A 25265-nucleotide genomic window follows, 5' to 3' on the forward strand; every position below is an offset into this window, starting at 1 on the left:
AAATCAGCTCTCCGCGGGGGGCGTTTCGGGAAGCACTTCCGGAGGCGAGGCGACTTCCGCCTCGGCGTCGTGAAAGCGTTCTTTGAACTCCTCGACGCTGCCGCGAAGCGTAGTCCAGAGCTGGACGGCGCTTCGCAGGATCGTGCGCTGCGCCTTTTCATTGGTCGCCAGATAGGCGGCGCCGGCCCCGATGATGAGGCCTTTCACCAGCGAATCGGCCCCGGGATGGCGATGGCGGTTGACGGCCGGAGGGGCGAATCGCGCCGCGCCGTAAATTGGCCGGGCCGGAGCGGGGCCGCCATTTGCCGCGCCATTGGCGCCCTCCAGCGTCGCGGGATCGACGCCATAATAATGATAGTGGTGCTGCACGTCCTTGTCCTCGCCTTTCATAGTGGGGTTCCTCTGCCTCGAATGCTGGGCTCAGGCGTCGCGGATCGTGGCGGCGGCGTTCGCCGTTGCGGCCTCGGGCGCCTTCGGCTTCGCGCGGCTCTTGTTGAAGGCGTCGGCCGCCGCTGCGCGCACGTCCGGCCGATGCGCCAGCACAACGAGACCCGCGCCGATCGCGGCGCCGATCCAGAAGTTCGAGCCGCTGGCCCGCGCGATGCGGGTGAAGTTGGAGAGGCTGAAGCCATCGGTCAGGACGCCCTCGACCACGTCCAGCAGGTCGATCCGCCGCTCGGCGCCGGGGACTTCCGCTGCGCCATCATTCGCGTAGGCGTCGCCGGGATAGGGGCCTTGGCCCCAGTTAGCATGAGACATGGGTGATCCTTTGAAAATTGGCCGCGGCCTGAAGCTGCAGCCGTCAGGAAAGGCGGCGGGCGAAAATCTCTTCTATTTCTGCTTTGTCGGCGACGAGCAGCCGCGCCCAGATCGGAGAGGGAATTTCGGCGCAATCGTAATCAACCACGAGCGTCAGCGCGGCTGCGTTGATCCGCATCGTCTTGACGCCGCGAATCCGCTTGATGAGATCGGCGAAAGGCGCCGGATCGATGTTCGGCAGGCGCGCCAGCGCGGTCATGTCGAACTTGATGCGGATTCGTCCCGGGACATGATGTGCGATGGTCAGAAACCGGCGTTGGTCAAGAATAGGCGCCAGGTCAGGAAGCATGCGGCCGGTCTTGCCTTTCTTGGAGCGTATCTTGAGCGCAGCATCCGCCTCGCGAATAGACGCGCGTCTTCCGCCGAAGGCGAGACGTATAAATCTTGACAGAAATCATACTCGAAAAGAGTGATCTAAATCAATGCGATAATAAATATGTAGTTTCGATAGATTCTAAACTTAGATTAGAGCGAATTTAAACTTCCACGATATCGGGAGGGCTTCGCTTTGAAGCCGAGTTTTCGCGCGAATGCTTTAAGACGTCAGCGAACGTCTGGAAAGCGGGCTGGCGCGCTCTAGAAAAAATTCTCGAGCGAGATCGGTTCGAAGCCGGCGCGCTCCATCTCGATGACGAAGGCGACGCTGCGCGCGATCAGCCGGTCGCGCGTGGTGATGCCGAGCAACTCCGCCTTGGGCGAAGAGACGATCTCGGCGACGTCGGCGCCTTTCATGACGGAGGCCCCGTCGCGGGCGAGGCCGCGCACCCGTCCGGCGCAGGGCGCGACAATCTCGCTCGAGCCGATCGCGCCGACGATGTCCCCCTTGGCGAGCGTGTCGCCGAACTGTTTCACCCCATGGAACAGGCCGTGATGGGGAGCCGTGATCATGCGTCCATCGGCGAATCGCCGCTCGTCGACGCCATTCTGACGGCTGAGCGGGCCCTGCCGGATCACGCCGCCGGGATCGCGCGCGCCAATATCGATCAAGACGTCGCAATTGGCGCCGGCGACATAGCCGGGGCCAAGGCCAATCGTGACGGCGGCAAGATGGCGCAGCCGCTCGGGCCCGCTGGAATCGGCGCGGGCGTCGACAATTATATCCCAAGGCCAGCGGGTCGTGACCTCCTCGAAGGGATGCCAAAGCACCGGGATCGATGCGCCGCTCTTCAAAGAGGAGAGGAAATCCTTGGTCTTGTCGGCGCGCCGCGCCTCGACGCCTTCGAAAGCGCAGGACCCGTCCGTCCAGGCGTCGACAAACGACATGCGGCGGCGGATCGTGCGCGGCGGAACCGGCTGGTGGATGGCGACCGCATGGCCAGCAAGGTGCAGCTTTCGCGCGACAGCGGAAGCCAGCTCATCCATGCCGAGCACAAGAACAGAGGTATCTTCGCTCATCAGCCGATCTCAAAGATATTCTCGCGAAGTCTGTCAGTTTGATGAAACAAACGCAAGGAGATGATCGCCCCTTCGCGCGCGTCACGCTGGCGCGGGGACCTTCAGCGCGGCGATCCAGGCCTCAAAGTCGCGCAGGGCGCGCGCGCTGAGCGCCGCCTTCTTGACCGCCGCCTTTTCCGGCCCGCGCAGACGCTTGCCCTGCGGCTTTTCAAGCGGCTCCGTGAGCGGCGGAAACAGACCGAAATTGACGTTCATCGGCTGAAACGAGGAGGGCCCGGCGTCGATCGTCTCGATATGCCCTGCGGTGATGTGATTGATCAGCGCGCCGAGCGCGGTCGTCGCCGGGGGCGGCAAAAACGCTTCGCCGCTGCGATCGGCCGCCGCCATCCGCCCGACGACGAGGCCGATCGCCGCGCTTTCGACATAGCCCTCGCACCCGGTGATCTGGCCGGCGAAACGCAGCCGCGGCTGTGCCCGCAGGCGGAACGCGCTGTCGAGCACTTTCGGCGAATTCAGAAAAGTGTTGCGGTGCAGGCCGCCGAGGCGCGCGAATTCGGCGCGCTCAAGCCCCGGTATGGCGCGAAACACGGCGATCTGCGCGCCATGTTTCAGCTTGGTCTGAAAGCCCACCATATTATAAAGCGTGCCGAGCGCATTATCCTGCCGCAGCTGAACGACAGCATAGGCCTTGACGTCGGGCTCATGCGGATTTGTCAGCCCGAACGGCTTCATCGGCCCGTGCCGCAAGGTTTCGGCGCCGCGCTCGGCCATGATCTCGATCGGCAGGCAGCCATCGAAATAGGGCGTTTCCTCGAACGTCTTGAATTCGATCTTTTCCGCTTCGTTGAGCGCGTCGACGAAGGCGTAATATTGTTCTTTGTTCAGCGGGCAGTTGATGTAGTCCGCGCCCGAGCCGCCCGGCCCCGCCTTGTCGTAGCGGGACTGCATCCAGGCCTTGCTCATATCGACCGACTCGCGATGAACCACCGGCGCGATGGCGTCGTAGAAAGCAAGGTCGCGCTCTCCCGTCAGCGCGCCGATCGCGGCGCCGAGCGCCTGGCTGGTGAGGGGGCCGGTGGCGATGATCACATTGTCCCAGTCGGCCGGCGGAAGCCCGGCGATCTCCTCGCAGACCACCTCGATCAGCGGGCACGCGCGGATCCGTTCGGTGATTGCGCGCGAAAACCCGTCGCGATCCACGGCGAGCGCGCCGCCGGCCGGAAGTTTATGCAGATCAGCTGCGCTCATGATCAGCGAATCGAGGCCGCGCATCTCCCGGTGCAGCATGCCGATCGCGCTCGTTTGCGGATCGTCGGCGCGGAACGAATTCGAGCAGACGAGCTCGGCGAAATCGCCGGTGCGATGCGCCGGCGTCTGCCGCACGGGGCGCATTTCATGCAGCACGACAGGCGCCCCGGCGCGGGCGATCTGCCATGCGGCCTCGGCGCCGGCGAGGCCTGCGCCTATGACATGGATCGGCTGTGAAGAGATCGGCATGGGCTATTCCGAAAGAGAGCGCGTCAAGTCACCAGGAACCATGCGGCGAGGCCGGCGCCCTCGCGTCCGGCGATAAAGGACAGGATCGCCCATTTTCCCGGCGTCTCGGCAATGAAGGCGATCCGCTTGGTCTTGCCCGGCCCGATGAGAATGTTGTCGCGCCAATAAGGCTCCCAGCCGTCGTCGAGATCGTGCAGCAGCCGCGCCTGATGGCCGCGAATATGGATCGCCTGCGTCAAATTGGAGCGATTGACGAGGCCGAGCGAGACCGCCGCCCCGCGCTTGACGCTAAACAGAGGCTTCTCGGCAAAATCAGCGACCGCGCCGCCGTTGAGGCTCCAGACGAGTTCTCGCCCGCCCGCCGTCGTGGGCGCCGGTTTCGCCGGCTCGATGACGATGTCGAGCCGTTTGGCGGTCTCCAGCCTGATCCGCGTCGGCAGCAGCGGATTGACGGGCAGCGAAGCGATCGGCGCGGGAGCGGCAGCGGCTTGCGCGGTTTCCGCCGCAGCCTCCGTCTTGAACATAAGAAGGTCGCGGTCCGGCTCATTGTCGCCGCGCAGCACGAGCCGCGCTTCTTTGCCCGCCTCAGCGGGCAGGTCGAACATCACGTCGAAACGCGCGCCGGGCCCGACGGGAATTGTGCGCCGTACCGGCTCAAAGGCGGAATCGGCCGGCTGGCCGTCGACCGCGAGGATCATTGGCGTCACGCCCTCGAAGGCGATCGACATGATCCGCGCGGCCGTGGCGCTGACGAGCCGCAGCCGCACGCGGGCGCCGGGCTTTGTCGTTTCCGTCAGCGGCGTTGGTTGCGAGTTCACGGTCACCAGCGCGCCGATGCTGCCGGGGCCGAGCGCCTCTTCCTTCGCGCCAAAGTCTTCGGCGATCATGCCCTGATCGTCGAGGCGCCAGTCGGCGATGATTGCCAGCATGTCGCGGTCAACTCGCGGCGGATCGGTCTCCTCGACGATCAAGGCCCCGTAGAGACCCCGCGAAAACTGCTCGGCGGCGAAGGGGAGATATCCCGGCCGATAGGCGAACAGCCCGCTGTCCGGCGGCGTGAAGCGATAGTCGAAGCTTTCGCCCGGCTCGACCGGCTTTTGCGTCAGGCCGCCGACGCCGTCCATGGCGTTGGCGATGCGCAATCCCGGCCACATCAGGCTCATCGGCTGTTCGAGCTTGTTGACGAGGCGGAGTTTCAGCTCCTCGCCCTTTTTGCAGCGAAGAAGCGGTCCGGGGACCGCGCCATTGAAGGCGAAGACAGGCGTTTCGGCGGCGGGCTGGGGCAACAGCTGCAGCCGCCCGGGCGCGGCCTGCAACTCGAAAAACCCGCCCGCTGCGGGTTCGGCGCGGGCAGGCAGGTCGATGAGGCTGAGGGCGAGGCTCGACCCGATCAGACGGCGGCGGGTGATGAGGGGTGAAGGCATCGCTTGGGCCGGAGGAAAAGGCGGCAGAGCCGCATCGCCGCGCCAATTGAGCGGAAGGGGTTTGTGCGGGAGGTTGGCCGCTTTGGCAAGCGCCCCCCGCGCTCGCAGATTGCCTTATCTGGCTGGCCGTCCTACTTATCTTTTTTGCTGCGCCAGCCGCGCGCGATTGCTATAGAGCGCCACCCGCGGCGGGGCAAAGGGCTCCGCCCGTGGCAGCGCGACGAAAAAACGCGCGGGCGTGGCGGAACTGGTAGACGCGCCGGATTTAGGTTCCGGTGGTGAAAATCGTGGGGGTTCGAGTCCCTCCGCCCGCACCAGACCATGAGATTGAGATCACGTCCGCGCCGCCGATGCGGACCGAATGAACAAAGACAGGCAAGAGGAAAAGGTTACTCAGAAGATGCAAGTCACGGAAACCCTTTCGCAGGGCCTCAAGCGCGAGTTTCAGGTGGTGCTTCCCGCGACCGACCTCGCAACTCGCCTCGACAGCCAGCTTGCCGAAATGCGGGCGAAGGCCCGTATCAACGGGTTCCGTCCTGGCAAGGTGCCGGTCGCCCATCTGAAGCGGCTTTATGGCCGCTCGATCATGGCTGAGGTCGTGCAGGAAGCGGTGAACGAAGCGCATCGCAAGATCATCGAGGACAATGCGCTGCGTCCCGCCTCGCAGCCGAAGATCGATTTTCCCGGCGAAAAGGATGAACTCGAAAAGGCGTTCGAGGCGAAGGCGGACTTTGCCTTTACGGTCGCCCTCGAAGTGCTTCCCAAGATCGAAATCGGCAGCTTTGAGGGCGTCGAGATCGAACGCCTCGTCGCCGCGGTCAGCGAGGACGAGATCGACCTTGTGGTGAACCGGCTGGCCGAGCAGAGCCGCCCCTATACGCCGAAAGAGGGCGACGGCGTCGTCGCCACGAAGGGCGACAAGGCGACGATCGATTTCGTCGGAAAGATCGACGGCGAAGCGTTCGAGGGCGGTTCGGGCGAGGGCGTCGATCTCGTGCTCGGCAGCGGCAGCTTCATTCCGGGCTTCGAGGAGCAGCTCGAAGGGCTCAAGCTCGGCGACAGCCGCACTGTGACCGTGACTTTTCCGGACGATTATTCCGCCGCGCATCTCGCCGGCAAGGAAGCCGTCTTCGACGTCACGCTCAAGGCGCTGGCCGCGCCTGGCGAAACCGTGATCGACGACGCATTCGCCAAGGGCTACGGCCTCGAGGATCTCACCAAGCTCAGAGAGTCGATCAAGGCCAATATCGAGCGCGATTACGCCGCCGCCTCGCGCCGCAAATGGAAGCGGGCGCTTCTCGACGCGCTCGACGCCAAATACGCCTTCGATCTTCCCGAGGGCCTCGTCGCCCAGGAATTCGACGCAATCTGGCGCCGGGTCGAGGCCGAACAGAGCCAGAGCGGGCGCAGCTTTGCCGACGAGGGCACGACCGAAGAGGCGGCGCGAGCGGATTATCGCAAGATCGCCGAGCGGCGCGTGCGGCTCGGCCTGCTGCTCGCCGACGTCGGCGATGCGGCGGGCGTCAAGGTGGCCGACGAAGAGGTCAACCAGGCGCTGTTTGAGCGCGCCCGGTCCTTCCCCGGCCAGGAAAAGATGGTGTGGGATTATTATCAGAAGAACCCTTCGGCGCTCGCCGAGCTGAGGGCGCCGATTTATGAGGAAAAGGTCGTCGACCACATCCTTTCCCTCGTCAAGGTGACCGACAAGGCGGTCCCGAAGGAGGAGCTCCTCGCCGCCGATGAGGAGGACGAGGAGGAAGCGGCCGAGTCGAGCGCGGCGCTGGTCTGAACCGAAGCATATTAGCGAAACGGCGCCGGCTGCTTATGTGAGGGCGGCGGGAGATTGATGGGCTGAAACTCTCCCGCAGCCGGCGATTGAGGTTTCGCGCAAGCCTGGCTGTCGTATAGAAAAGGGCTCGATATCTTGCGGGTAGAGAGCGGCGGGCAGATCTGCCCGCTGGCGAAGAGGACAATCCGAATGCGCGACCACGATCCGATCGAAGTTTATAATAGCTATTTGATTCCTCAGGTTATCGAGAATACCAGCCGCGGCGAGCGGGGCTTCGACATCTATTCGCGCCTGTTGCGCGAGCGGATCATTTTCCTCACCGGCCCGGTCGAGGATCATATGGCCTCGGTCATTATCGCGCAGCTTCTGTTCCTCGAGGCGGAAAACCCGAAAAAAGAAATTTCGATGTATATCAATTCGCCGGGCGGCGTCGTCACGGCTGGTCTTGCGATCTATGACACGATGCAGTTCATCCGGCCGAAAGTCTCGACGCTCTGCGTCGGCCAGGCCGCCTCGATGGGTTCGCTGCTGCTTTGCGCGGGCGAAGCCGGGCAGCGATTCGCGCTCCCCAATGCGCGCATCATGGTGCATCAGCCCTCCGGCGGCTTCCAGGGTCAGGCTTCGGACATCCTGCGTCACGCCGAAGACATCATGAAAGTCAAAAGGCGTCTTAATGACATCTACGTGAAGCATACCGGGCGTGATTACGACACGATCGAGAAGACGCTCGACCGCGACCATTTCATGTCCTCCGACGACGCCAGGGAGTTTGGCATCGTCGACAGCGTCATTTCGCAGCGGCCGGACGAGAGCGCAAGCGAAAGAAAATCGGCCTGATCCGGGTCCGATTGCCAGCGTTTTCGCCAAGGCCGAACGACTCTTTCGAATCGAATTTTTGATCCAACTTACTGATCGAACGCGATTTTTTAGCGATCCTTCCATGACCGGGCCCAGCTCCCGGTCATGGAGCATTCCGGCGGCTTTGGCCCGCGACGCCTTCCTTCGCTCGCCGCAAGCGCCATTCCCCACGCGCAGCTCAAGATTGCTATGGGTTGCAGATGGCGCGGTTATTGCTACTTTAGCTTTTGGCCGTCATTTTATCCGGCGGCCGGCCAAAGGCTTGCTCAAAGCGAATTCGGGTGTTTCGCGTCGCGCGTCGTTATGACGCGACGAGGATCGCCATAGCCTCAGGGGCCGTAAACCCTTGCTTCTATGACCGGAACATGATTGCATTTCGTTTCGGGTCGCAGTTGAGGGAGAACGAGGCCAAAAAGGAGAGACGGCGGTTCGTGTGCGCGCCCGCCGCGCCTGAGGAGCGCCGGGATGATCCGGCGGCGCCGGCGTCCTAAACAAAGCAAGATCGGGCATCGCACATGATCCCGGTCGCACTGGAGACTATCCATGACCAAGGTTGGCGGCGGCGACGCGAAAAACACGCTCTACTGCTCGTTCTGCGGCAAGAGCCAGCATGAGGTCCGCAAACTGATTGCCGGCCCGACAGTGTTCATCTGCGATGAATGCGTCGAGCTCTGCATGGATATCATCCGCGAAGAGAACAAATCCTCTCTCGTCAAGAGCCGCGACGGCATCCCGACGCCGAAAGAAATCTGCAAGGTCCTGGACGATTATGTGATCGGCCAGCCGCAGGCCAAGCGCGTCCTCTCGGTCGCCGTGCACAATCATTACAAGCGGCTGAACCACGCGACGAAGCACAATGACGTCGAACTGGCGAAGTCGAACATCCTGTTGATCGGGCCGACTGGCTCGGGCAAGACGCTGCTGGCTCAAACCCTCGCCCGCATCCTCGACGTGCCCTTCACCATGGCCGACGCCACGACGCTGACCGAGGCGGGCTATGTCGGCGAGGATGTCGAGAACATCATCCTGAAACTGCTTCAGGCCTCCGACTATAATGTCGAGCGGGCGCAGCGCGGCATCGTCTATATCGACGAGATCGACAAGATCTCGCGTAAATCCGACAATCCCTCGATCACGCGGGACGTCTCGGGCGAGGGCGTGCAGCAGGCGCTGCTCAAGATCATGGAAGGCACGGTGGCCTCCGTGCCGCCGCAGGGCGGGCGCAAGCATCCGCAGCAGGAATTCCTGCAGGTGGATACGACCAACATCCTGTTCATCTGCGGCGGCGCCTTCGCCGGCCTCGAAAAGATCATCTCGACGCGGGGCAAGGGCACCTCGATCGGCTTTGGAGCGACCGTGCAGGCTCCGGACGACAGGCGGACGGGCGAGATCTTCCGCAAGGTCGAGCCCGAGGATCTCCTGAAATTTGGCCTCATCCCCGAGTTCGTCGGCCGTCTGCCGGTGATCGCGACGCTCGAGGACCTCGACGAGGAGGCGCTGAAAAAGATCCTGACCGAGCCGAAGAACGCTCTGGTCAAGCAATATCAGCGTCTGTTCGAGATGGAGAACACCGAACTCAGCTTCCAGGACGAGGCGCTGAACGTCGTCGCCAAGAAGGCGATCGAACGGCGCACCGGCGCGCGCGGCTTGCGCTCCATCATGGAGGGCATTCTGCTCGACACGATGTTCGATCTCCCGGGCCTCGACAGCGTCGAGCAGGTGGTCATCGGGCCGGATGTGGTCGAGGGCAAGTCGCGCCCGCTCTACATCTACGCCGAACGTAACGAGAAGAGCGGCACAAGCGCCTGACGACAAGGCTGCGGGTCGAGGGCGTCCCGCCGAAAAGAAGCCAAGACTTTTCGGCGCGGGACGCGTCAGGCCGGAGGCGTAAGGGACGAAAGGCGAATAGGCGCCTTTGACAAACCGTTCCTCCGCCGGCCAGCCGGCGGCCTCGCCGCCTTCCGTGGGTGTGGGCCAGCGCTTGAATCCGCAGGCGCTCATGTCCATCTGATTTTACAATAATTGCTTCACGCCAATAGGCCGAATCCGAGAGGGCCCAGGCGCCGCCGGCAAACCCGGGGGCTTGCGAGCCGGATCGCGTTTCGAGTTAGGACATATGATGACACAGAAGCGAGAGCCCGCACGTCCCGGAGCGGTCGAGAGCTACCCCGTCCTTCCCCTTCGCGACATCGTCGTTTTCCCGCATATGATCGTGCCGCTGTTCGTCGGCCGCGAGAAATCGATTCGCGCGCTTGAGGAGGTCATGAAGGGCGACAGCCTCATCCTTCTCGCCACGCAAATGAACGCCTCCGACGATGATCCGGCCCCGAAGGCGATTTTCGCCACCGGCACGCTCGCCTCGGTCCTGCAGCTGTTGAAGCTGCCCGACGGCACCGTGAAGGTGCTCGTCGAGGGTCAGGTTCGCGCCAAGGTGCAGGGCTATACGCGCACCGACGATTTCTACGAGGCCGACGCCGAAGTGATCGACGACGAGCCCGTCGATAAGGTTGAGGTCGAGGCGCTGGCCCGCTCCGTCGTTTCGGAGTTCGAAGGCTATGTGAAGCTCAACAAGAAGATTTCGCCCGAAGTCGCAGCCGCGGTCACCCAGATCGAGGATTATGCGAAGCTTGCCGACACCATCGCCTCGCATCTCGCCGTCAAGATCGCCGACAAGCAGACGGTGCTCGAGACGACCTCGATCACGAAGCGGCTCGAAAAGTGCCTCGCCCTGATGGAGAGCGAGATCTCGGTGCTGCAGGTCGAAAAGCGCATCCGCACGCGCGTCAAGCGCCAGATGGAGAAGACCCAGCGCGAATATTATCTCAACGAGCAGATGAAGGCGATCCAGAAGGAGCTTGGCGACGAGGACGGCAAGGACGACCTCGCCGAGCTCGACGAGCGGATCAAGACAACCAAGCTCTCGAAGGAAGCGCGCGACAAGGCGGTCGCCGAGCTGAAGAAGCTGCGCCAGATGTCGCCGATGTCGGCCGAAGCGACGGTCGTGCGCAATTATCTCGACTGGATCTTGTCGATCCCGTGGAACAAGCGCTCGAAGGTCAAGAAGGACCTGACCATTGCTGAGGAAGTGCTCGACGCCGAACATTTCGGCCTGGAAAAGGTGAAGGAGCGCATTCTCGAATATCTCGCCGTGCAGACTCGCGCCAACAAGCTCAGCGGGCCGATCCTCTGCCTCGTCGGACCGCCCGGCGTGGGCAAGACCTCGCTCGGCAAGTCGATCGCCAAGGCGACGGGGCGCGAATTCGTGCGCATGTCGCTCGGCGGCGTGCGCGACGAGGCCGAGATCCGCGGCCACCGGCGCACCTATATCGGCTCGATGCCGGGCAAGATCATCCAGTCGATGCGTAAGGCGAAAAGCTCCAATCCGCTGTTCCTGCTCGATGAAATCGACAAGATGGGGCAGGATTTCCGCGGCGACCCGTCTTCGGCACTGCTCGAAGTGCTGGATCCCGAGCAGAATCAGGCCTTCAACGATCATTACCTCGAAGTCGATTACGACTTGTCGAATGTGATGTTCGTGACGACGGCGAATACGCTGAACATCCCGGCTCCGCTGATGGACCGCATGGAGATCATCCGGATCGCCGGCTACACGGAGGACGAGAAGGTCGAGATCGCCCGGCGCCATCTGATCCCGGCGGCGCTCAAGAAGCACGGCCTCGCCGAAAAGGAACTGGCGATCGACGATTCCGCGCTGATCCTGCTCATCCGCCGCTATACGCGGGAGGCCGGCGTCCGCAACCTTGAGCGCGAGGTGTCGAAACTGTCGCGCAAGGCGGTCAAGCAGATCCTGACCACCGAGGCGAAATCGGTGCAGATTACGGCCGACAATGTGCCCGATTATCTCGGCGTGCCGCGCTTCCGCTATGGCGAGGCCGAAACCGAGGATCAGGTCGGCGTGGTCACCGGGCTTGCCTGGACGGAGGTCGGCGGCGAATTGCTGACGATCGAAGGCGTGATGATGCCTGGTAAGGGCCGCATGACGGTCACCGGCAATTTGCGCGACGTGATGAAGGAATCGATTTCGGCTGCGGCGTCCTATGTGCGCTCGCGGGCGGTCGATTTCGGCATCGAGCCGCCGCTGTTCGACCGGCGCGACATCCACGTCCATGTTCCCGAGGGCGCGACCCCGAAGGACGGGCCGTCGGCGGGCGTCGCCATGGCGACCGCGATCGTCTCGATCATCACCGGCATCCCGATCCGGCGCGACATCGCCATGACCGGCGAGATCACGCTGCGCGGCAGGATTCTGCCGATCGGCGGTCTCAAGGAGAAGCTCCTCGCCGCCTTGCGCGGCGGCCTCAAGAAGGTGCTGATCCCCGAGGAGAACGCGAAGGACCTGGTCGATATTCCGAATTCGGTCAAAAACGCGCTCGAGATCGTGCCCGTGGCCCGCATGGATGAAGTTCTCGCCCATGCGCTGGTGCGCCAGCCGCTGCCGATCGTCTGGGAAGAGGATCTGAAGCCGGCCCGGCCGCTGGCGGGCGACGACGACGCCTCGGCCGCCATCGCGCATTAGGCCAGGATGACAAGACAGATTGAAAAGGCCGCGAGCCGATCGCGGCCCTTTTCTTTTGTCCGCCGCATCGAAAACGCACGCCCGGTGGCGCGTTGACCGGAATGGCTGGCTGTGCGATTGCGTGCCGGCCGGGCGGTTAGCTCAGTTGGTAGAGCATCTCGTTTACACCGAGAGGGTCGGCGGTTCGAGCCCGTCACCGCCCACCATTGACTTTTGGGAATTCGAGCTCCCTTCGCGGCGGCGGTTGCAGCGAGACCAGGCATTTCCTGATCTCTGGCGGCCCCTGGCTATATATCTTCAAGATTGGCCTCGGACCCACGGGGGGCGACGACCGCCCGGCGGGTTCTCCAATGCTGTCTGGGGCTACGTCATGTGCGGTTGGGCGCCCACCCCCGCCGTCCATGTTCGTGTCGACGGGAATGAACCGTTCATGCTTTATTGGAGGACGATGTTCATTCCAGGGGAACGGGGCGTCGAGCTTCCTCGGCCTCGAAATTTGTTCTTTGATGGGCGAGAGGGACCTGGACGACTATTCGCGACCAATGCTCTTGGGAGGGCACATGCCCCAAAATGCGCTCTATGACCGTGATTTCTATGCCTGGGCCAACGAACAGGCGGCGCTGCTGCGCGCCGGCAAACTTGCCCAGGCCGACATCGAGCATATTGCCGAGGAAATCGAAAGCATGGGGAAGACCGAAAAGCGCGAACTGATCAGCCGCCTTACAGTCTTGCTTTTGCATCTCCTCAAATGGAGGTTCCAGCCGACGCTCCGTGGCAAGAGCTGGCGTCTGAGCGTCGAGGGCCAGCGATTGGACATAGACGCCCACCTCAAGGACAACCCCAGCCTCAAGGCTGGATTGACTGCAGCGATTGCTTATAGCTATCGACGGGCTTTGATAGAAGCCGAGCGTGAAACGGGCCTCGATGCCGCGACCTTTCCTGCCGAAGTTCCGTGGTCCTTCGATCAGATGATGGACGGGGATTTCTGGCCTGAATAGGAGCGAACGGCGCAGGACGCCTTTAGCAGTCGCCCAAGGATCAACCCGCCCTAGCCGCCGTTTCGAGACTTGGTCCCCCGGACTGCCCGCCGACTTCGCCCGAACTCAACATTTGTGCGGCCCTGCTCACAATATCGGCGCCTGAAAAATCAATTCGGCGGGCAATATCAACGGACTGTCTTGCAACTGAGGGGTTTGCGATGGCCGCGGTCCATCCCGTCGACGAAGTCCTTCCGGCGCCGCGCCTGTTCGCGCTCGGCCTGCAGCATGTCCTCGTCATGTACGCCAATGCGGTCGCCGTGCCGCTTATCCTGGGCGGCGCCCTGAAGCTGCCCAAAGATCAGATCGCCATGCTGATCAATGCGGATCTGTTCGCTTGCGGCATCGCGACGCTGGTGCAGACCATTGGCATTGGCCCGTTCGGCATCAGGCTGCCGGTCATCATGGGCGTCACCGCCGTCTCGATTTCGCCCATGCTGGCCATGGCGGCGATGCCCGGCGTCGGCCTCACCGGCATCTATGGCGCAGTAATCGTCGGCGGGTTGTTCGGCCTCGCCGTCACGCCTTTCGTCAAATATGTGCTGCCTTTCTTTCCGGCGGTCGTCACCGGCACGATCATCACCATGATTGGCGTCGTCTTGATGCGGGTCGGCGTCAATTGGGCGGGCGGCGGCGCCAATGCGGCGGATTTCGGCGCGCCGGGCTATCTTCTCGTCGCCGCTCTGGTGCTCGCCGTGATCTTGATCGTGATCCGCTTCGCCAGCGGCTTTCTCGCCAACGCCGCCGTGCTGATCGGCGTCACGGTCGGCTATCTGACGACGATCGCGCTGGGCTGGACCGATTTTTCCGGCATCCATGAGGAGCCATGGCTCCGGGTCGTGCTGCCGCTGCAATTCGGCCTGCCGACCTTCCATCTCATCCCGTGCCTGACCATGTGCCTCGTCATGACGATCGTCTTCATCGAGGCGACGGGCATGTTTCTGGCCCTTGGCGCCATGACCGGACGCGAGGTTGGCGCAAACGACATCAAGCGCGGCCTGCGCGCCGACGCCCTCGGCACCATTATCGGCGGCGTCTTCAACACGTTCCCCTATGTGTCCTATTCGCAGAATATCGGCCTCGTCGCCGTGACCGGCGTCTTCAGCCGCTGGGTCTGCGTCACTGGCGGCTGCATCATGCTGGCGCTTGGCCTGATCCCCAAGCTGGCGTTCATCGTCGCCTCGGTGCCGCAATGCGTGCTCGGCGGCGCCGGCTTCATTATGTTCGGCATGGTCGCCGCGACCGGCGTGAAGATCCTGAAAAGCATCGATTATGTTGCGGCGCCACGCAGCACGCTGGTCATCGCGATTTCGATCGGCTTCGGCCTGATCCCGATCGTATCGCCGAATTTTTTCCATATCATGCCGCCCGAGCTGCGGCCGATCTTCGGCGACGGCATTATTTTGACCTCGATTGCCGCGGTCTCCCTCAACGCGATCTTCAACCGGACGACGCGGGAAGAGGCGACCGAGGACGCCGTGCTGGCGGCGCAGGGCGCAAGCCACATCTGAGCCTCCTTTTCGCCGCGCGCCGCGGGCCTCGCGGCCCGGCGCCGGCGTCATCATGCTTGACTTGCGGGCCCGCCTATCCTATCCGGCTCCTCTCCGGTCCGCGCGGCGCTGCGCGCTTGCGGCTGCGGGGGAGTAGCTCAGTTGGTTAGAGCGCCGGCCTGTCACGCCGGAGGTCGCGGGTTCAAGTCCCGTCTCTCTCGCCATTCAACCTTCCGCGACCGCGCTTCCGGGCCGCGCCAGACGATCGGATCGTGCCCTTTCGCCCGCGCGATTGGCCTTACGACTTTGGTCGCGGCTTCGCCTCCTGCGACAAATTCGCCTCTGCTGACGTCGGTTTAGGCATTCGCGCGCGGCCGAGCTTTAGAAGCGTTTAAAACATCATCTTGCGCTGCGATTGGCGCTGGGCTACGCATCGCTCGAACGTTGCAGCAGGATCCCAACCGGCGCGCTGTTCCCCCGGCCCGCCTTGAATCGTCAGAGCTTGCCCATGCCGAGCCTCCTCGATCAATATCTGCCGCTCGTCGTCTTCATGGCGATCGCCGGCGTCATTTCCGGCGCTCTTCTCGTCGCCCCGTTTCTCGTCGCCTTCAAAGCGCCCGACAGCGAGAAGCTGTCCGCCTATGAATGCGGCTTCAACGCTTTCGACGACGCCCGCATGCAGTTCGACGTGCGCTTCTATCTGGTCGCGCTGCTGTTCATCATCTTCGATCTTGAAGTCGCTTTTCTGTTTCCCTGGGCCGTGGCGTTCCATCAGGTTGGGCTTTTCGGATTCTGGGCGATGATGCTGTTTCTCGGCATTCTGACCGTCGGCTTTGTCTATGAATGGAAGAAGGGCGCTCTCGAATGGGATTGACCCCCGCGCCGCAGGAAGGCCTCGTGATCAATCCGGCGACCGACCGGCCGCTCGCCGCGAATGATCCCTATTTCCTGTCGATCAACGACAAGCTCGCCGACAAAGGCTTTCTCGTCACCTCGACGGATGAGCTCATCAACTGGGCCCGCACCGGCTCGCTGATGTGGATGACGTTCGGCCTTGCCTGCTGCGCCGTCGAAATGATGCAGGCCTCGATGCCGCGTTATGACGTCGAGCGTTTCGGCTTCGCGCCGCGCGGCTCGCCGCGGCAGTCGGACGTGATGATCGTCGCCGGCACGCTGACCAACAAGATGGCCCCCGCGCTGCGCAAGGTCTACGACCAGATGCCCGAGCCGCGCTATGTGATCTCGATGGGATCCTGCGCCAATGGCGGCGGCTATTATCACTATTCCTATTCTGTCGTGCGCGGCTGCGACCGCATCGTGCCGGTGGACATTTATGTTCCTGGCTGCCCGCCCTCGGCGGAAGCGCTGCTCTACGGCATCCTCCTTTTGCAGAGGAAAATCCGCCGCACCGGCACGATCGAACGGTAGCGCCCCCGCGCAAGCGGGCGATCGGTGAGGGATCGCGGCGAACGAATAGGGGCGCGCGGCATGCGTTCCTTGAGTCTGGATCGAGCGGCTGGCCGCGCCGGCCCATGTGCGCGTCAATGCATGAGCTGCGCATTGACGCTAAAGCTTGAGGGGGCGGAGCGCCGTCGCGCCCCGCTTCAGCGCGTGACGCCGAAAGGTTGAGATGGACGAGGATCTGAAACAGTTCGTGGAGACGCTCTCGGCCGCGCTGCGCGGCTGGGTCGAGGACGCAAGCCTCGCCTATGGCGAGCTGACCCTGACGGTGCGGGCGGACTGCCTCGTCGAGACGGTCGCGTTCCTGCGCGACGACCCGTCCTGCCTGTTTGTCTGCTTCATCGATCTCACCGCCGTCGATTATCCGACCCGCGAGAAGCGCTTCGACGTCGTGACGCATCTGCTCTCGCCGAAGCACAACCGCCGCATCCGCGTCAAAGTCGAGGCCGACGAGCAGACGCCGGTCGCCTCGCTCAGCGGTCTTTTTCCGGCCGCCAATTGGTTCGAGCGCGAAGCCTATGATCTGTTTGGCGTCTATTTCTCCGGCCATCCCGATTTGCGCCGCCTGCTGACCGATTACGGCTTCGACGGCCATCCGCTGCGCAAGGATTTTCCGATGACGGGCTATGTCGAGGTCCGCTACGACGACGAGGAAAAACGCGTGCTCTATGAGCCGGTGGCGCTGATGCAGGAGTTCCGCAATTTCGATTTCCTGTCGCCATGGGAAGGCGCGGTCGACTATGTGCTGCCCGGCGACGAAAAAGCCAAACACAACCCGAGTTGAGTTGACCGCAGCCCCTCGCTTCTGAACGCTCCGCGAAAAGAAACTCATGAACGATCAGGTCCGCAATTTCACGATCAACTTCGGCCCGCAGCATCCGGCGGCGCATGGCGTGTTGCGTCTGGTGCTCGAACTCGACGGCGAAGTGGTCGAGCGGGTCGATCCGCATATCGGCCTTCTGCATCGCGGCACCGAAAAGCTGATGGAGGCGCGCACCTATCTGCAGAACGTGCCCTATTTCGACCGGCTCGATTATGTCGCGCCGATGAATCAGGAGCACGCCTTCTGTCTCGCCATCGAAAAGCTCGTCGGCCTTGAAGCGCCGCGCCGCGCGCAGCTGCTGCGCGTGCTGTTCTGCGAGATCGGCCGCATCCTCTCGCATCTTCTGAATGTCACGACGCAGGCGATGGACGTCGGCGCGCTGACCCCGCCGCTATGGGGCTTCGAAGAGCGCGAAAAGCTCATGGTGTTTTATGAGCGCGCCTCTGGCGCGCGTCTGCACGCCAATTATTTCCGTCCCGGCGGCGTGCATATGGATATTCCCGCGCAGCTGATCGACGACATCGAGGCCTGGTGCGACCCGTTCCTGAAAACCTGCGACGATCTCCAGGCGCTGTTCATCGACAATCGCATCTTCAAGCAGCGTAATGTCGATATCGGCATCGTCAGCCTCGAGGATTGCTGGGCGTGGGGATTTTCCGGCGTCATGGTCCGCGGCTCGGGCGCGGCATGGGATCTGCGCAAGGCGCAGCCCTATGAATGCTATGAGGAGATGGAGTTCGACATTCCGGTCGGCCGCCATGGCGACAATTACGACCGTCAGGTCATTCGCATGGAGGAGATGCGCCAGTCCGTCTCCATCATGAAGCAATGCGTCGCCAAGCTGCGCGAGCCGGCGGGGCAGGGCCCGGTGCTGGCCAAAGGCAAATTCGCGCCGCCCTCACGCGGCGAAATGAAGCGCTCGATGGAGGCGCTGATCCATCATTTCAAGCTCTATACCGAAGGCTTCCACGTGCCGGCCGGCGAGGTCTATGCTGCGGTCGAGGCGCCGAAGGGCGAGTTCGGCGTTTATCTCGTCTCCGACGGCACCAACAAGCCTTATCGCTGCAAGATCCGCGCGCCGGGATTCGCTCACCTCGCGGCGATGGATTTCCTCTGCCGCAAATCCATGCTGGCCGACGTCAGCGCGATTTTGGGATCGATCGACATCGTCTTCGGCGAGGTCGATCGGTGACCCTGATGCGCTTTTGTCTCAAAACTCCGGCCGCAATGGCCCCGATCGTTGAGTGTCGCTGATATGACCGTTCGCAGGCTCGCCGAAGTTCAGCCCGATTCCTTCGCCTTCTCCCCGGAGAATGAGGCCTGGGTTGACGCGATCATCGCAAAATATCCGCAGGGACGGCAGGCCTCGGCGGTGATTTCGCTGCTCTGGCGGGCGCAGAAGCAGAACGGCTACTGGCTGCCGCGCCCGGCGATCGAGGCGGTCGCCGAGAAACTCGGCATGCCGTATATCCGCGTGCTTGAAATCGCGACCTTCTATTCGATGTTCAATCTGTCGCCGGTCGGCGAGCATTTTGTGCAGCTCTGCGGCACGACGCCTTGCCTGCTCGCGGGCTCGGACGGCATCAAATCCGTGTTGAAGAACCGCATCGGCGAGCCGGGCGTGGTCACCGCCGACGGCAAATTTTCCTGGAACGAGGTCGAATGTCTCGGCGCCTGCTGCAATGCGCCGATGGTGCAGATCAACGATGATTATTTCGAAGATCTGACGCCCGATAATTTCGCCAAACTGCTCGACGATCTCGCCGCCGGAAGGCCGGTCACGGCCGGCTCGCAGACCGGGCGGGTGTCATCCGAACCCGCCGGCGGCCTGACGGCCCTCGTCTCCTTCTACGGCGTCAACGGGCGCAGCGGACCCTATTGCGCGAAAGAGGCGCCGAGCATCGGCGATCCGGCGGCGGCGCAGGCGGAGCTCGCGGGCCAGCCCAAAGGGCCGGCGGAGCCGGGGCACGAACGCCTGAAGCAGGAAGAGGCTTTATCGTCGGGCAAGCCCGAGGCGAGCGCCTCCGCCAATGACCAGACTTATAACTGAGGACGCGTCCCATGCTTGAAGACAAGGACCGCATCTTCACCAATCTTTATGGCTTCGGCGATTGGGGCCTGAAGGGCGCGCTGGCGCGCGGCGCATGGGACAACACCAAGGGACTGATCGAGAAGGGCAAGGACTGGATCCTGACCGAAATGAAGGCCTCGGGGCTGCGCGGGCGCGGCGGCGCGGGTTTTCCGACGGGACTGAAATGGTCTTTCATGCCCAAGGCCGACGCCGCGCGGCCGTCTTATCTCGTCGTCAACGCCGACGAGTCGGAGCCCGGCACCTGCAAGGACCGCGAGATCATGCGCAATGATCCGCACCTTCTGGTCGAGGGCTGCTTCGTCGCCAGCTTCGCGATGGAGGCGCACGCCTGTTACATCTATATTCGCGGCGAATATATCCTCGAGGCGGACCGGCTGGAGGCGGCGATTCAGCAGGCCTATGAGGCGGGCCTCGTCGGCAAGGACAATATCCACGGCTGGCCGTTCGACATCTACGTCCATCGCGGCGCCGGCGCCTATATCTGCGGCGAGGAGACGGCGCTTCTCGAATCGCTTGAAGGCAAGAAGGGGATGCCGCGGCTGAAGCCGCCGTTTCCCGCCAATATGGGCCTCTACGGCTGTCCGACGACGGTCAATAATGTCGAATCGATCGCGGTCGCGCCGACCATTTTGCGCCGCGGCGCGGCCTGGTTCTCAAGCTTCGGCGCGAAGAACAATTCCGGCACCAAGCTTTTCTGCATCTCCGGTCACGTCAACAAGCCCTGCAACGTCGAGGAGGCGATGTCGATCCCGTTCCGGGAGTTGATCGACAAGCATTGCGGCGGCGTTCGCGGCGGCTCGGACAATCTGCTCGCGGTCATTCCTGGCGGGTCCTCGGTCCCCTGCGTGCCGGCGGCGCAGATCATCGACGCGGCGATGGATTTCGACACGCTGCGCGATCTGAAGTCGGGCCTTGGCACGGCGGCCGTCATCGTCATGGATAAATCGACCGATATCATCCGCGCCATCGCCAGGCTCAGCTATTTCTACAAGCATGAGAGCTGCGGCCAGTGCACGCCTTGCCGCGAAGGGACAGGCTGGCTGTGGCGCGTCGTCACCCGCATGGCCGAGGGCCGCGCGCAAAAGCGCGAGATCGACATGCTGCTCGAAGTGACGACGCAGATCGAGGGCCACACCATCTGCGCGCTCGGCGACGCGGCGGCCTGGCCGGTGCAGGGCCTCATCCGGCATTTCCGGCCGGAGATCGAAAAGCGCATCGATCAATATGCCGCAAATCCGCATTCGGAGCCCGCGCGCGGCTACCATGCGGCGGCGGAGTAGCATCGTGATCGATCGAAGAGGACGCAGCGCCTGGCCGCAGAGCCGCCGCATCAAGGACAAGGCATGACCAAGCTGATCGTCGACGACGTCGAAATCGACGTCCCGCCCGAATACACTTTGTTGCAGGCCTGCGAGCAGGCGGGCGCCGAGATTCCGCGCTTCTGCTTCCATGAGCGCCTGTCGATCGCCGGCAATTGCCGCATGTGCCTCGTCGAAGTGAAGGGCGGCCCGCCGAAGCCATCGGCCTCCTGCGCCGTCGCCGTGCGCGACCTGCGTCCCGGTCCCGACGGCGCCCCGCCCGTCGTCCTCACCAAATCGCCGATGGTGAAAAAGGCGCGGCAGGGCGTGATGGAGTTTCTCCTGATCAACCATCCGCTCGATTGCCCGATCTGCGATCAGGGCGGCGAGTGCGATTTGCAGGATCAGGCGATGGCCTTCGGCTTCGAGGGGTCGCGCTACGCCGAGAACAAGCGCGCCGTCGAGGATAAATATATCGGGCCGCTGGTGCGCACCTCGATGAACCGCTGCATCCATTGCACCCGCTGCGTGCGCTTTACGGCCGAAGTCGCCGGCACCGGCGACATGGGCGCGATCGGCCGCGGCGAGGATATGGAGATCACGACCTATCTCGAAACCGCGATGGGCTCCGAATTGCAGGGCAATGTCGCCGATCTCTGCCCCGTCGGCGCGCTTTTGCCAAAGCCCTATTCCTTCAAGGCGCGCTCCTGGGAGCTCGTCAAGACCGAATCGATCGACGTCATGGACGCGCTCGGCTCGGCCATCCGCATCGACACGCGCGGGCGTGAGGTGATGCGCATCCTGCCGCGCGTAAATGACCGCGTGAACGAGGAATGGATCTCGGACAAGGCGCGCCAGATCGTCGACGGGCTGAAGTCGCGCCGGCTCGACCGGCCCTATATTCGCGAAGGCGGCAAATTGCGCCCCGCCAGCTGGCGCGAGGCCTTCGCGCTGATCGCCGAAAAGATCAAGGCGGCGAGCCCGCACCGCATCGGCGCGATCGCCGGCGACCTTTGCGCGGTCGAGGATATGTTCGCGCTGCAATCGCTGATGGGCGGCCTCGGCGCCGTCTCGCTCGACTGCCGCCAGGACGGCGCGAAGCTCGATCCGGCGTTCGGCCGCGGCAGCTATATTTTCAATCCGACCATCGCCGGAATCGAGGCGGCCGACGGGCTGATGATCATCGGGTCGAACCCGCGCATCGAGGCGCCGGTGCTGAATGCGCGGATCCGCAAGCGCTGGCTGAAGGGCGGCTTCAAGATCGGCGTGATCGGCGAGAAGGCCGACCTTACCTATGATTACGCCTATCTCGGCGCAGGCCCCGACACGCTCGCGTCATTCGCCGATCATGCGCCGGCGCGGATGGAAAAGCCGATGGTCCTGATCGGCCAGGGCGCGCTCGCGCGCGAGGACGGGCTCTCGGTGCTGGCGCTCGCCGCCAAATCCGCGCATTCGCTCGGCGTGATCAAGGACGGCTGGAACGGTTTTGCCGTGCTGCATACGGCGGCGGCGCGGGTCGGCGGCCTCGATCTCGGCTTTGTGCCGCGTTCGGGCGGGCTTGACGCCGCGGCGATGGCGCAGGCCGGCGCGCTTGACGTTCTCTATAATCTCGGCGCCGACGAGATCGACATCGAGCCGGGCGCCTTCGTCATCTATCAGGGCTCGCATGGCGATCGCGGCGCCGCCCGCGCCGACGTCATCCTGCCGGGCGCGGCCTATACCGAGAAATCGGGGCTCTATGTGAACACCGAAGGACGCGTGCAGCTGGCCGACCGCGCCAATTTCCCGCCCGGCGACGCCAGAGAGGATTGGGCGATTTTGCGCGCGCTCTCCGACGTGCTGCAGCGCCGGCTGGCCTTCGATTCGCTGAAAAGCCTGCGCGAGCGGCTATTTTCGGCCTATCCGCACTTCGCCGCCATCGACGCGATCGCGGAGGGCGCCAAATTCGACGTCGACCGGCTGCTCGAGGTCGGCGGCGCGCCGGGCTCGACGGGATTCGCCTCGCCGATCGCCGATTTCTATCTCACCAATCCGATCGCAAGAGCCTCGGCGGTGATGGCGGAATGCTCCGCCATGCGCCTCGACCTCGCGCGCCACGCGGCGGAGTAGAGCCATGGAAGAGACCGGCTGGTTCCTGGCCTTGCTGCTGATGGTGATCAAGAGCGTCGTGCTGCTCGTCGTGCTGCTGATCTTCATCGCCTATATTCTTTACGCCGACCGCAAGATTTGGGCGGCGGTGCAATTGCGCCGCGGCCCCAACGTGGTCGGCCCGTGGGGGCTGTTCCAGAGCTTCGCGGACATGCTGAAATTCGTCTTCAAGGAGCCGGTCATTCCAGACGGCTCCAACAAGGGCGTGTTTCTGCTGGCGCCCTTCGTCATGGGCCTGCTGTCGCTCGCCGCCTGGGCGGTAATCCCCGTCGCCGAGGGCTGGGCGATCGCCGACATCAATGTCGGCATTCTTTACGTGCTCGCGATCTCCTCGCTCAGCGTCTATGGCGTCATCATGGGCGGCTGGGCGTCGAACTCGAAATATCCGTTCCTCTCGGCGCTGCGCGCCGCGGCGCAGATGATCTCCTATGAAGTCTCGATCGGCTTTGTCATCATCACCGTGCTGCTCTGCGTCGGCTCGCTGAACCTCACCGACATCGTACGCGCGCAGGACAATGGCTGGGGCCTGCTGGGCTGGTACTGGCTGCCGCTGTTTCCCATGTTTGTCATCTTCTTCATTTCGGCGCTGGCCGAAACGAACCGGCCGCCGTTCGATCTCGCCGAGGCTGAATCCGAGCTCGTCGCCGGCTTCATGGTCGAATATTCCTCAACGCCCTACATGCTGTTCATGCTCGCCGAATATGTGGCGATCATCACCATGTGCGCGCTGATGACCATTCTGTTCCTCGGCGGCTGGCTGTCGCCGATTCCCTTCCCGCCCTTCACCTGGGTGCCGGGCGTCATCTGGTTTGTCCTGAAAGTCTGCGCGGTTTTCTTCATGTTCGCCATGGTGAAAGCCTTCGTGCCGCGCTACCGCTATGATCAGCTGATGCGGCTTGGCTGGAAGGTGTTCCTGCCGATCTCACTGGCGATGGTCGTGCTCGTTGCGGTCGTCCTGCAGATCACAGGCTGGGGCGCGGAGATGGCGCAATGAGGCGGCTTGAAAATATCGTGAGAAAGGGACGGACATGAAGCTCGATCAGGCCGCCAAGGCTTTGTTCCTGTCGGAGTTCGTTGGCGCTTTCCTGCTGTCGATGCGCTATTTCTTCAAGCCGAAGCCGACGCTGAATTATCCGCACGAAAAGAACCCGCAGTCGCCGCGCTATCGCGGCGAGCACGCTTTGCGCCGCTATCCGAACGGCGAGGAGCGCTGCATCGCCTGCAAGCTCTGCGAGGCGATCTGCCCGGCGCAGGCGATCACCATCGAAGCGGGGCCGCGCCGCAACGACGGCACGCGCCGCACCACCCGCTACGATATTGACATGGTGAAATGCATCTATTGCGGCTTCTGCCAGGAAGCCTGCCCGGTTGACGCCATCGTCGAGGGGCCGAACGCGGAATTCTCGGTCGAGACGCGCGAAGAGCTTTACTACGACAAGGACCGGCTGCTCGAAAACGGCGCAAGGTGGGAGCGCGAGATCGCGCGCAACATCGCGCTCGACGCGCCCTACCGGTGAGGCCGCGCGTGACCCTGCGGGAAGAGGCGCTGCCGCTTTTGCCAGCGTCGCCTTGCGGCGATGGACGACAGTGGGCGCGCTGCGCCGATGGGGATCTTCGATGATTGCGGCGCTGTTCTTTTATCTGTTTTCCGCGGTTCTGATCGCCTCGGCCTTCGCGGTGATCACATCGCGCAATCCGGTCCATTCAGTCCTGTTCCTGATCCTCGCCTTCTTCAACGCGGCGGGGCTGTTTCTGCTGCTTGGCGCTGAATTTCTGGCGATGCTGCTCGTCGTCGTCTATGTCGGCGCGGTTGCGGTGCTGTTCCTCTTCGTCGTGATGATGCTCGACGTCGACTTCGCCGAATTCAAGCAGGGCTTTATGCGCTATCTGCCGGTTGGCGGCGCAATCGGCGCGATCGTCCTGCTCGAACTCGTGCTGGTCGTCGGCGGCTGGCGGGTCGACGCCGCCTCGCTCGCCAATGTGGCCTCCCCGGCGCCGCCGGCTATGAGCAACACGTTGGCGCTCGGCCGGGTGCTCTATACGCAATACGCCTGTCTGTTCATCGCCGCCGGCATGGTGCTGCTGACCGCCATGATCGGCGCGATCATCCTGACGCTGCACCATAAGGTCGGCATCAAGCGTCAGGATATTGCGGCGCAGAATGCGCGCACGCCCAAGGACGCTGTGGAGCTTCGCAAGAAGTCCTTCCGGCAGGGCGTTTGAGCCAGGCGATTAGGATAAAAATCGACATGATGAGCAACGATTCGCACGCGGCCGGACGAAAAAGATGATCCTCTCCCTCAGCCATTTCCTGATCGTCGCGGCGATGCTGTTCACCATCGGCGTCGCCGGCATCATCCTCAACCGCAAGAACATCATCGTCGTCCTGATGTCGGTCGAGCTCATCCTTCTGTCGGTGAACATCAATCTCGTGTCGTTCTCGAGCTTCTTCGGCGACCTCACCGGCCAGGTGTTCTCGCTGTTCGTCCTGACCGTCGCCGCCGCGGAAGCCGCGATCGGCCTCGCGATCCTCGTCGCCTATTATCGCAATCGCGGCTCGATCGCGGTCGAAGACATCAACATGATGAAGGGCTGAG

At 63.2% G+C, this 25265-nt stretch carries 23 protein-coding genes and 3 tRNA genes; 20 read left to right on the forward strand and 6 right to left on the reverse strand.

Annotation, left to right across the window (positions count from 1 at the left end; genetic code table 11):
- Positions 1-3 precede the first annotated feature (3 nt).
- The 6 genes from MSIL_RS20305 to MSIL_RS14800 form a co-directional block, all read right to left on the reverse strand.
- The gene (locus tag MSIL_RS20305) at positions 4-390 is read right to left on the reverse strand and encodes a hypothetical protein (protein ID WP_012591891.1); all 387 of its coding nucleotides are present in this window, start codon (positions 388-390) and stop codon (positions 4-6) included.
- 30 nt (positions 391-420) lie between these two features.
- Complete coding sequence (locus tag MSIL_RS14780) at positions 421-759, reverse strand: hypothetical protein (protein ID WP_012591892.1); 339 nt, start codon at positions 757-759, stop codon at positions 421-423.
- 43 nt (positions 760-802) lie between these two features.
- Positions 803-1108 (reverse strand): hypothetical protein, encoded by a 306-nt coding sequence (locus MSIL_RS14785; RefSeq protein WP_012591893.1) that lies wholly within the window; start codon positions 1106-1108, stop codon positions 803-805.
- A gap of 287 nt (positions 1109-1395) precedes the next feature.
- Entirely contained in the window at positions 1396-2214 is an 819-nt protein-coding gene (locus tag MSIL_RS14790; RefSeq protein ID WP_012591894.1) for a biotin/lipoyl attachment domain-containing protein, read from the reverse strand.
- A gap of 81 nt (positions 2215-2295) precedes the next feature.
- Entirely contained in the window at positions 2296-3711 is a 1416-nt protein-coding gene (trmFO, locus tag MSIL_RS14795) for a methylenetetrahydrofolate--tRNA-(uracil(54)-C(5))-methyltransferase (FADH(2)-oxidizing) TrmFO (protein WP_012591895.1), read from the reverse strand.
- A 23-nt stretch (positions 3712-3734) separates the two neighbouring features.
- A complete protein-coding gene (locus tag MSIL_RS14800; RefSeq protein WP_012591896.1) occupies positions 3735-5135 on the reverse strand; it encodes a multicopper oxidase family protein in 1401 nt (466 codons plus the stop codon).
- Between the two features lie 232 nt (positions 5136-5367).
- Here MSIL_RS14800 and MSIL_RS14805 point away from each other — a divergent pair.
- The 20 genes from MSIL_RS14805 to nuoK all read left to right on the forward strand — a co-directional run bounded on the left by MSIL_RS14805 (position 5368) and on the right by nuoK (position 25264).
- Positions 5368-5452: transfer RNA gene (locus tag MSIL_RS14805), tRNA-Leu, on the forward strand.
- An 83-nt stretch (positions 5453-5535) separates the two neighbouring features.
- A complete protein-coding gene (gene tig, locus MSIL_RS14810; protein WP_012591897.1) occupies positions 5536-6924 on the forward strand; it encodes a trigger factor in 1389 nt (462 codons plus the stop codon).
- Positions 6925-7113: 189 nt separating this feature from the next.
- The gene (locus tag MSIL_RS14815; protein ID WP_012591898.1) at positions 7114-7761 is read left to right on the forward strand and encodes an ATP-dependent Clp protease proteolytic subunit; all 648 of its coding nucleotides are present in this window, start codon (positions 7114-7116) and stop codon (positions 7759-7761) included.
- 564 nt (positions 7762-8325) lie between these two features.
- Positions 8326-9591, forward strand: a complete 1266-nt coding sequence (gene clpX / locus MSIL_RS14820) for an ATP-dependent Clp protease ATP-binding subunit ClpX (protein WP_012591899.1) — start codon at positions 8326-8328, stop codon at positions 9589-9591.
- A gap of 310 nt (positions 9592-9901) precedes the next feature.
- Positions 9902-12319: an endopeptidase La gene (lon, locus tag MSIL_RS14825; protein ID WP_012591900.1), complete on the forward strand. Its 2418-nt coding sequence runs from the start codon at positions 9902-9904 to the stop codon at positions 12317-12319.
- 130 nt (positions 12320-12449) lie between these two features.
- Positions 12450-12525 (forward strand) — tRNA-Val (locus tag MSIL_RS14830).
- A 354-nt stretch (positions 12526-12879) separates the two neighbouring features.
- A complete protein-coding gene (locus MSIL_RS14835; protein WP_012591901.1) occupies positions 12880-13317 on the forward strand; it encodes a DUF29 domain-containing protein in 438 nt (145 codons plus the stop codon).
- Between the two features lie 200 nt (positions 13318-13517).
- On the forward strand, positions 13518-14867 hold the full coding sequence (locus MSIL_RS14840) for a nucleobase:cation symporter-2 family protein (RefSeq protein WP_012591902.1): 1350 nt from the start codon (positions 13518-13520) through the stop codon (positions 14865-14867).
- Positions 14868-14993: 126 nt separating this feature from the next.
- Positions 14994-15070: transfer RNA gene (locus MSIL_RS14845), tRNA-Asp, on the forward strand.
- Positions 15071-15354: 284 nt separating this feature from the next.
- Complete coding sequence (locus MSIL_RS14850; protein ID WP_012591903.1) at positions 15355-15720, forward strand: NADH-quinone oxidoreductase subunit A; 366 nt, start codon at positions 15355-15357, stop codon at positions 15718-15720.
- Positions 15711-16274 (forward strand): NuoB/complex I 20 kDa subunit family protein, encoded by a 564-nt coding sequence (locus tag MSIL_RS14855; protein WP_012591904.1) that lies wholly within the window; start codon positions 15711-15713, stop codon positions 16272-16274. Before MSIL_RS14850 ends, MSIL_RS14855 begins: the two co-directional genes overlap by 10 nt.
- Before the next feature lie 202 nt (positions 16275-16476).
- Positions 16477-17091 carry an NADH-quinone oxidoreductase subunit C gene (locus MSIL_RS14860; RefSeq protein ID WP_012591905.1) on the forward strand — a complete coding sequence of 205 codons (615 nt, stop codon included), beginning with the start codon at positions 16477-16479 and terminating at the stop codon, positions 17089-17091.
- 46 nt (positions 17092-17137) lie between these two features.
- Positions 17138-18322 carry an NADH-quinone oxidoreductase subunit D gene (locus tag MSIL_RS14865; RefSeq protein ID WP_012591906.1) on the forward strand — a complete coding sequence of 395 codons (1185 nt, stop codon included), beginning with the start codon at positions 17138-17140 and terminating at the stop codon, positions 18320-18322.
- A gap of 63 nt (positions 18323-18385) precedes the next feature.
- Entirely contained in the window at positions 18386-19180 is a 795-nt protein-coding gene (nuoE, locus tag MSIL_RS14870) for an NADH-quinone oxidoreductase subunit NuoE (protein ID WP_012591907.1), read from the forward strand.
- Between the two features lie 11 nt (positions 19181-19191).
- Complete coding sequence (gene nuoF / locus MSIL_RS14875) at positions 19192-20502, forward strand: NADH-quinone oxidoreductase subunit NuoF (protein WP_012591908.1); 1311 nt, start codon at positions 19192-19194, stop codon at positions 20500-20502.
- Positions 20503-20565: 63 nt separating this feature from the next.
- A complete protein-coding gene (gene nuoG / locus MSIL_RS14880; protein ID WP_012591909.1) occupies positions 20566-22629 on the forward strand; it encodes an NADH-quinone oxidoreductase subunit NuoG in 2064 nt (687 codons plus the stop codon).
- Positions 22630-22633: 4 nt separating this feature from the next.
- Entirely contained in the window at positions 22634-23662 is a 1029-nt protein-coding gene (gene nuoH, locus MSIL_RS14885; protein ID WP_012591910.1) for an NADH-quinone oxidoreductase subunit NuoH, read from the forward strand.
- 34 nt (positions 23663-23696) lie between these two features.
- Positions 23697-24185 (forward strand): NADH-quinone oxidoreductase subunit NuoI, encoded by a 489-nt coding sequence (gene nuoI / locus MSIL_RS14890; protein WP_012591911.1) that lies wholly within the window; start codon positions 23697-23699, stop codon positions 24183-24185.
- Between the two features lie 100 nt (positions 24186-24285).
- Positions 24286-24891: an NADH-quinone oxidoreductase subunit J gene (locus tag MSIL_RS14895; protein ID WP_012591912.1), complete on the forward strand. Its 606-nt coding sequence runs from the start codon at positions 24286-24288 to the stop codon at positions 24889-24891.
- A gap of 64 nt (positions 24892-24955) precedes the next feature.
- A complete protein-coding gene (gene nuoK / locus MSIL_RS14900) occupies positions 24956-25264 on the forward strand; it encodes an NADH-quinone oxidoreductase subunit NuoK (protein ID WP_012591913.1) in 309 nt (102 codons plus the stop codon).
- Position 25265: the final 1 nt, after the last annotated feature.

This window comes from Methylocella silvestris BL2 (assembly GCF_000021745.1).
GTDB lineage: Bacteria > Pseudomonadota > Alphaproteobacteria > Rhizobiales > Beijerinckiaceae > Methylocapsa > Methylocapsa silvestris.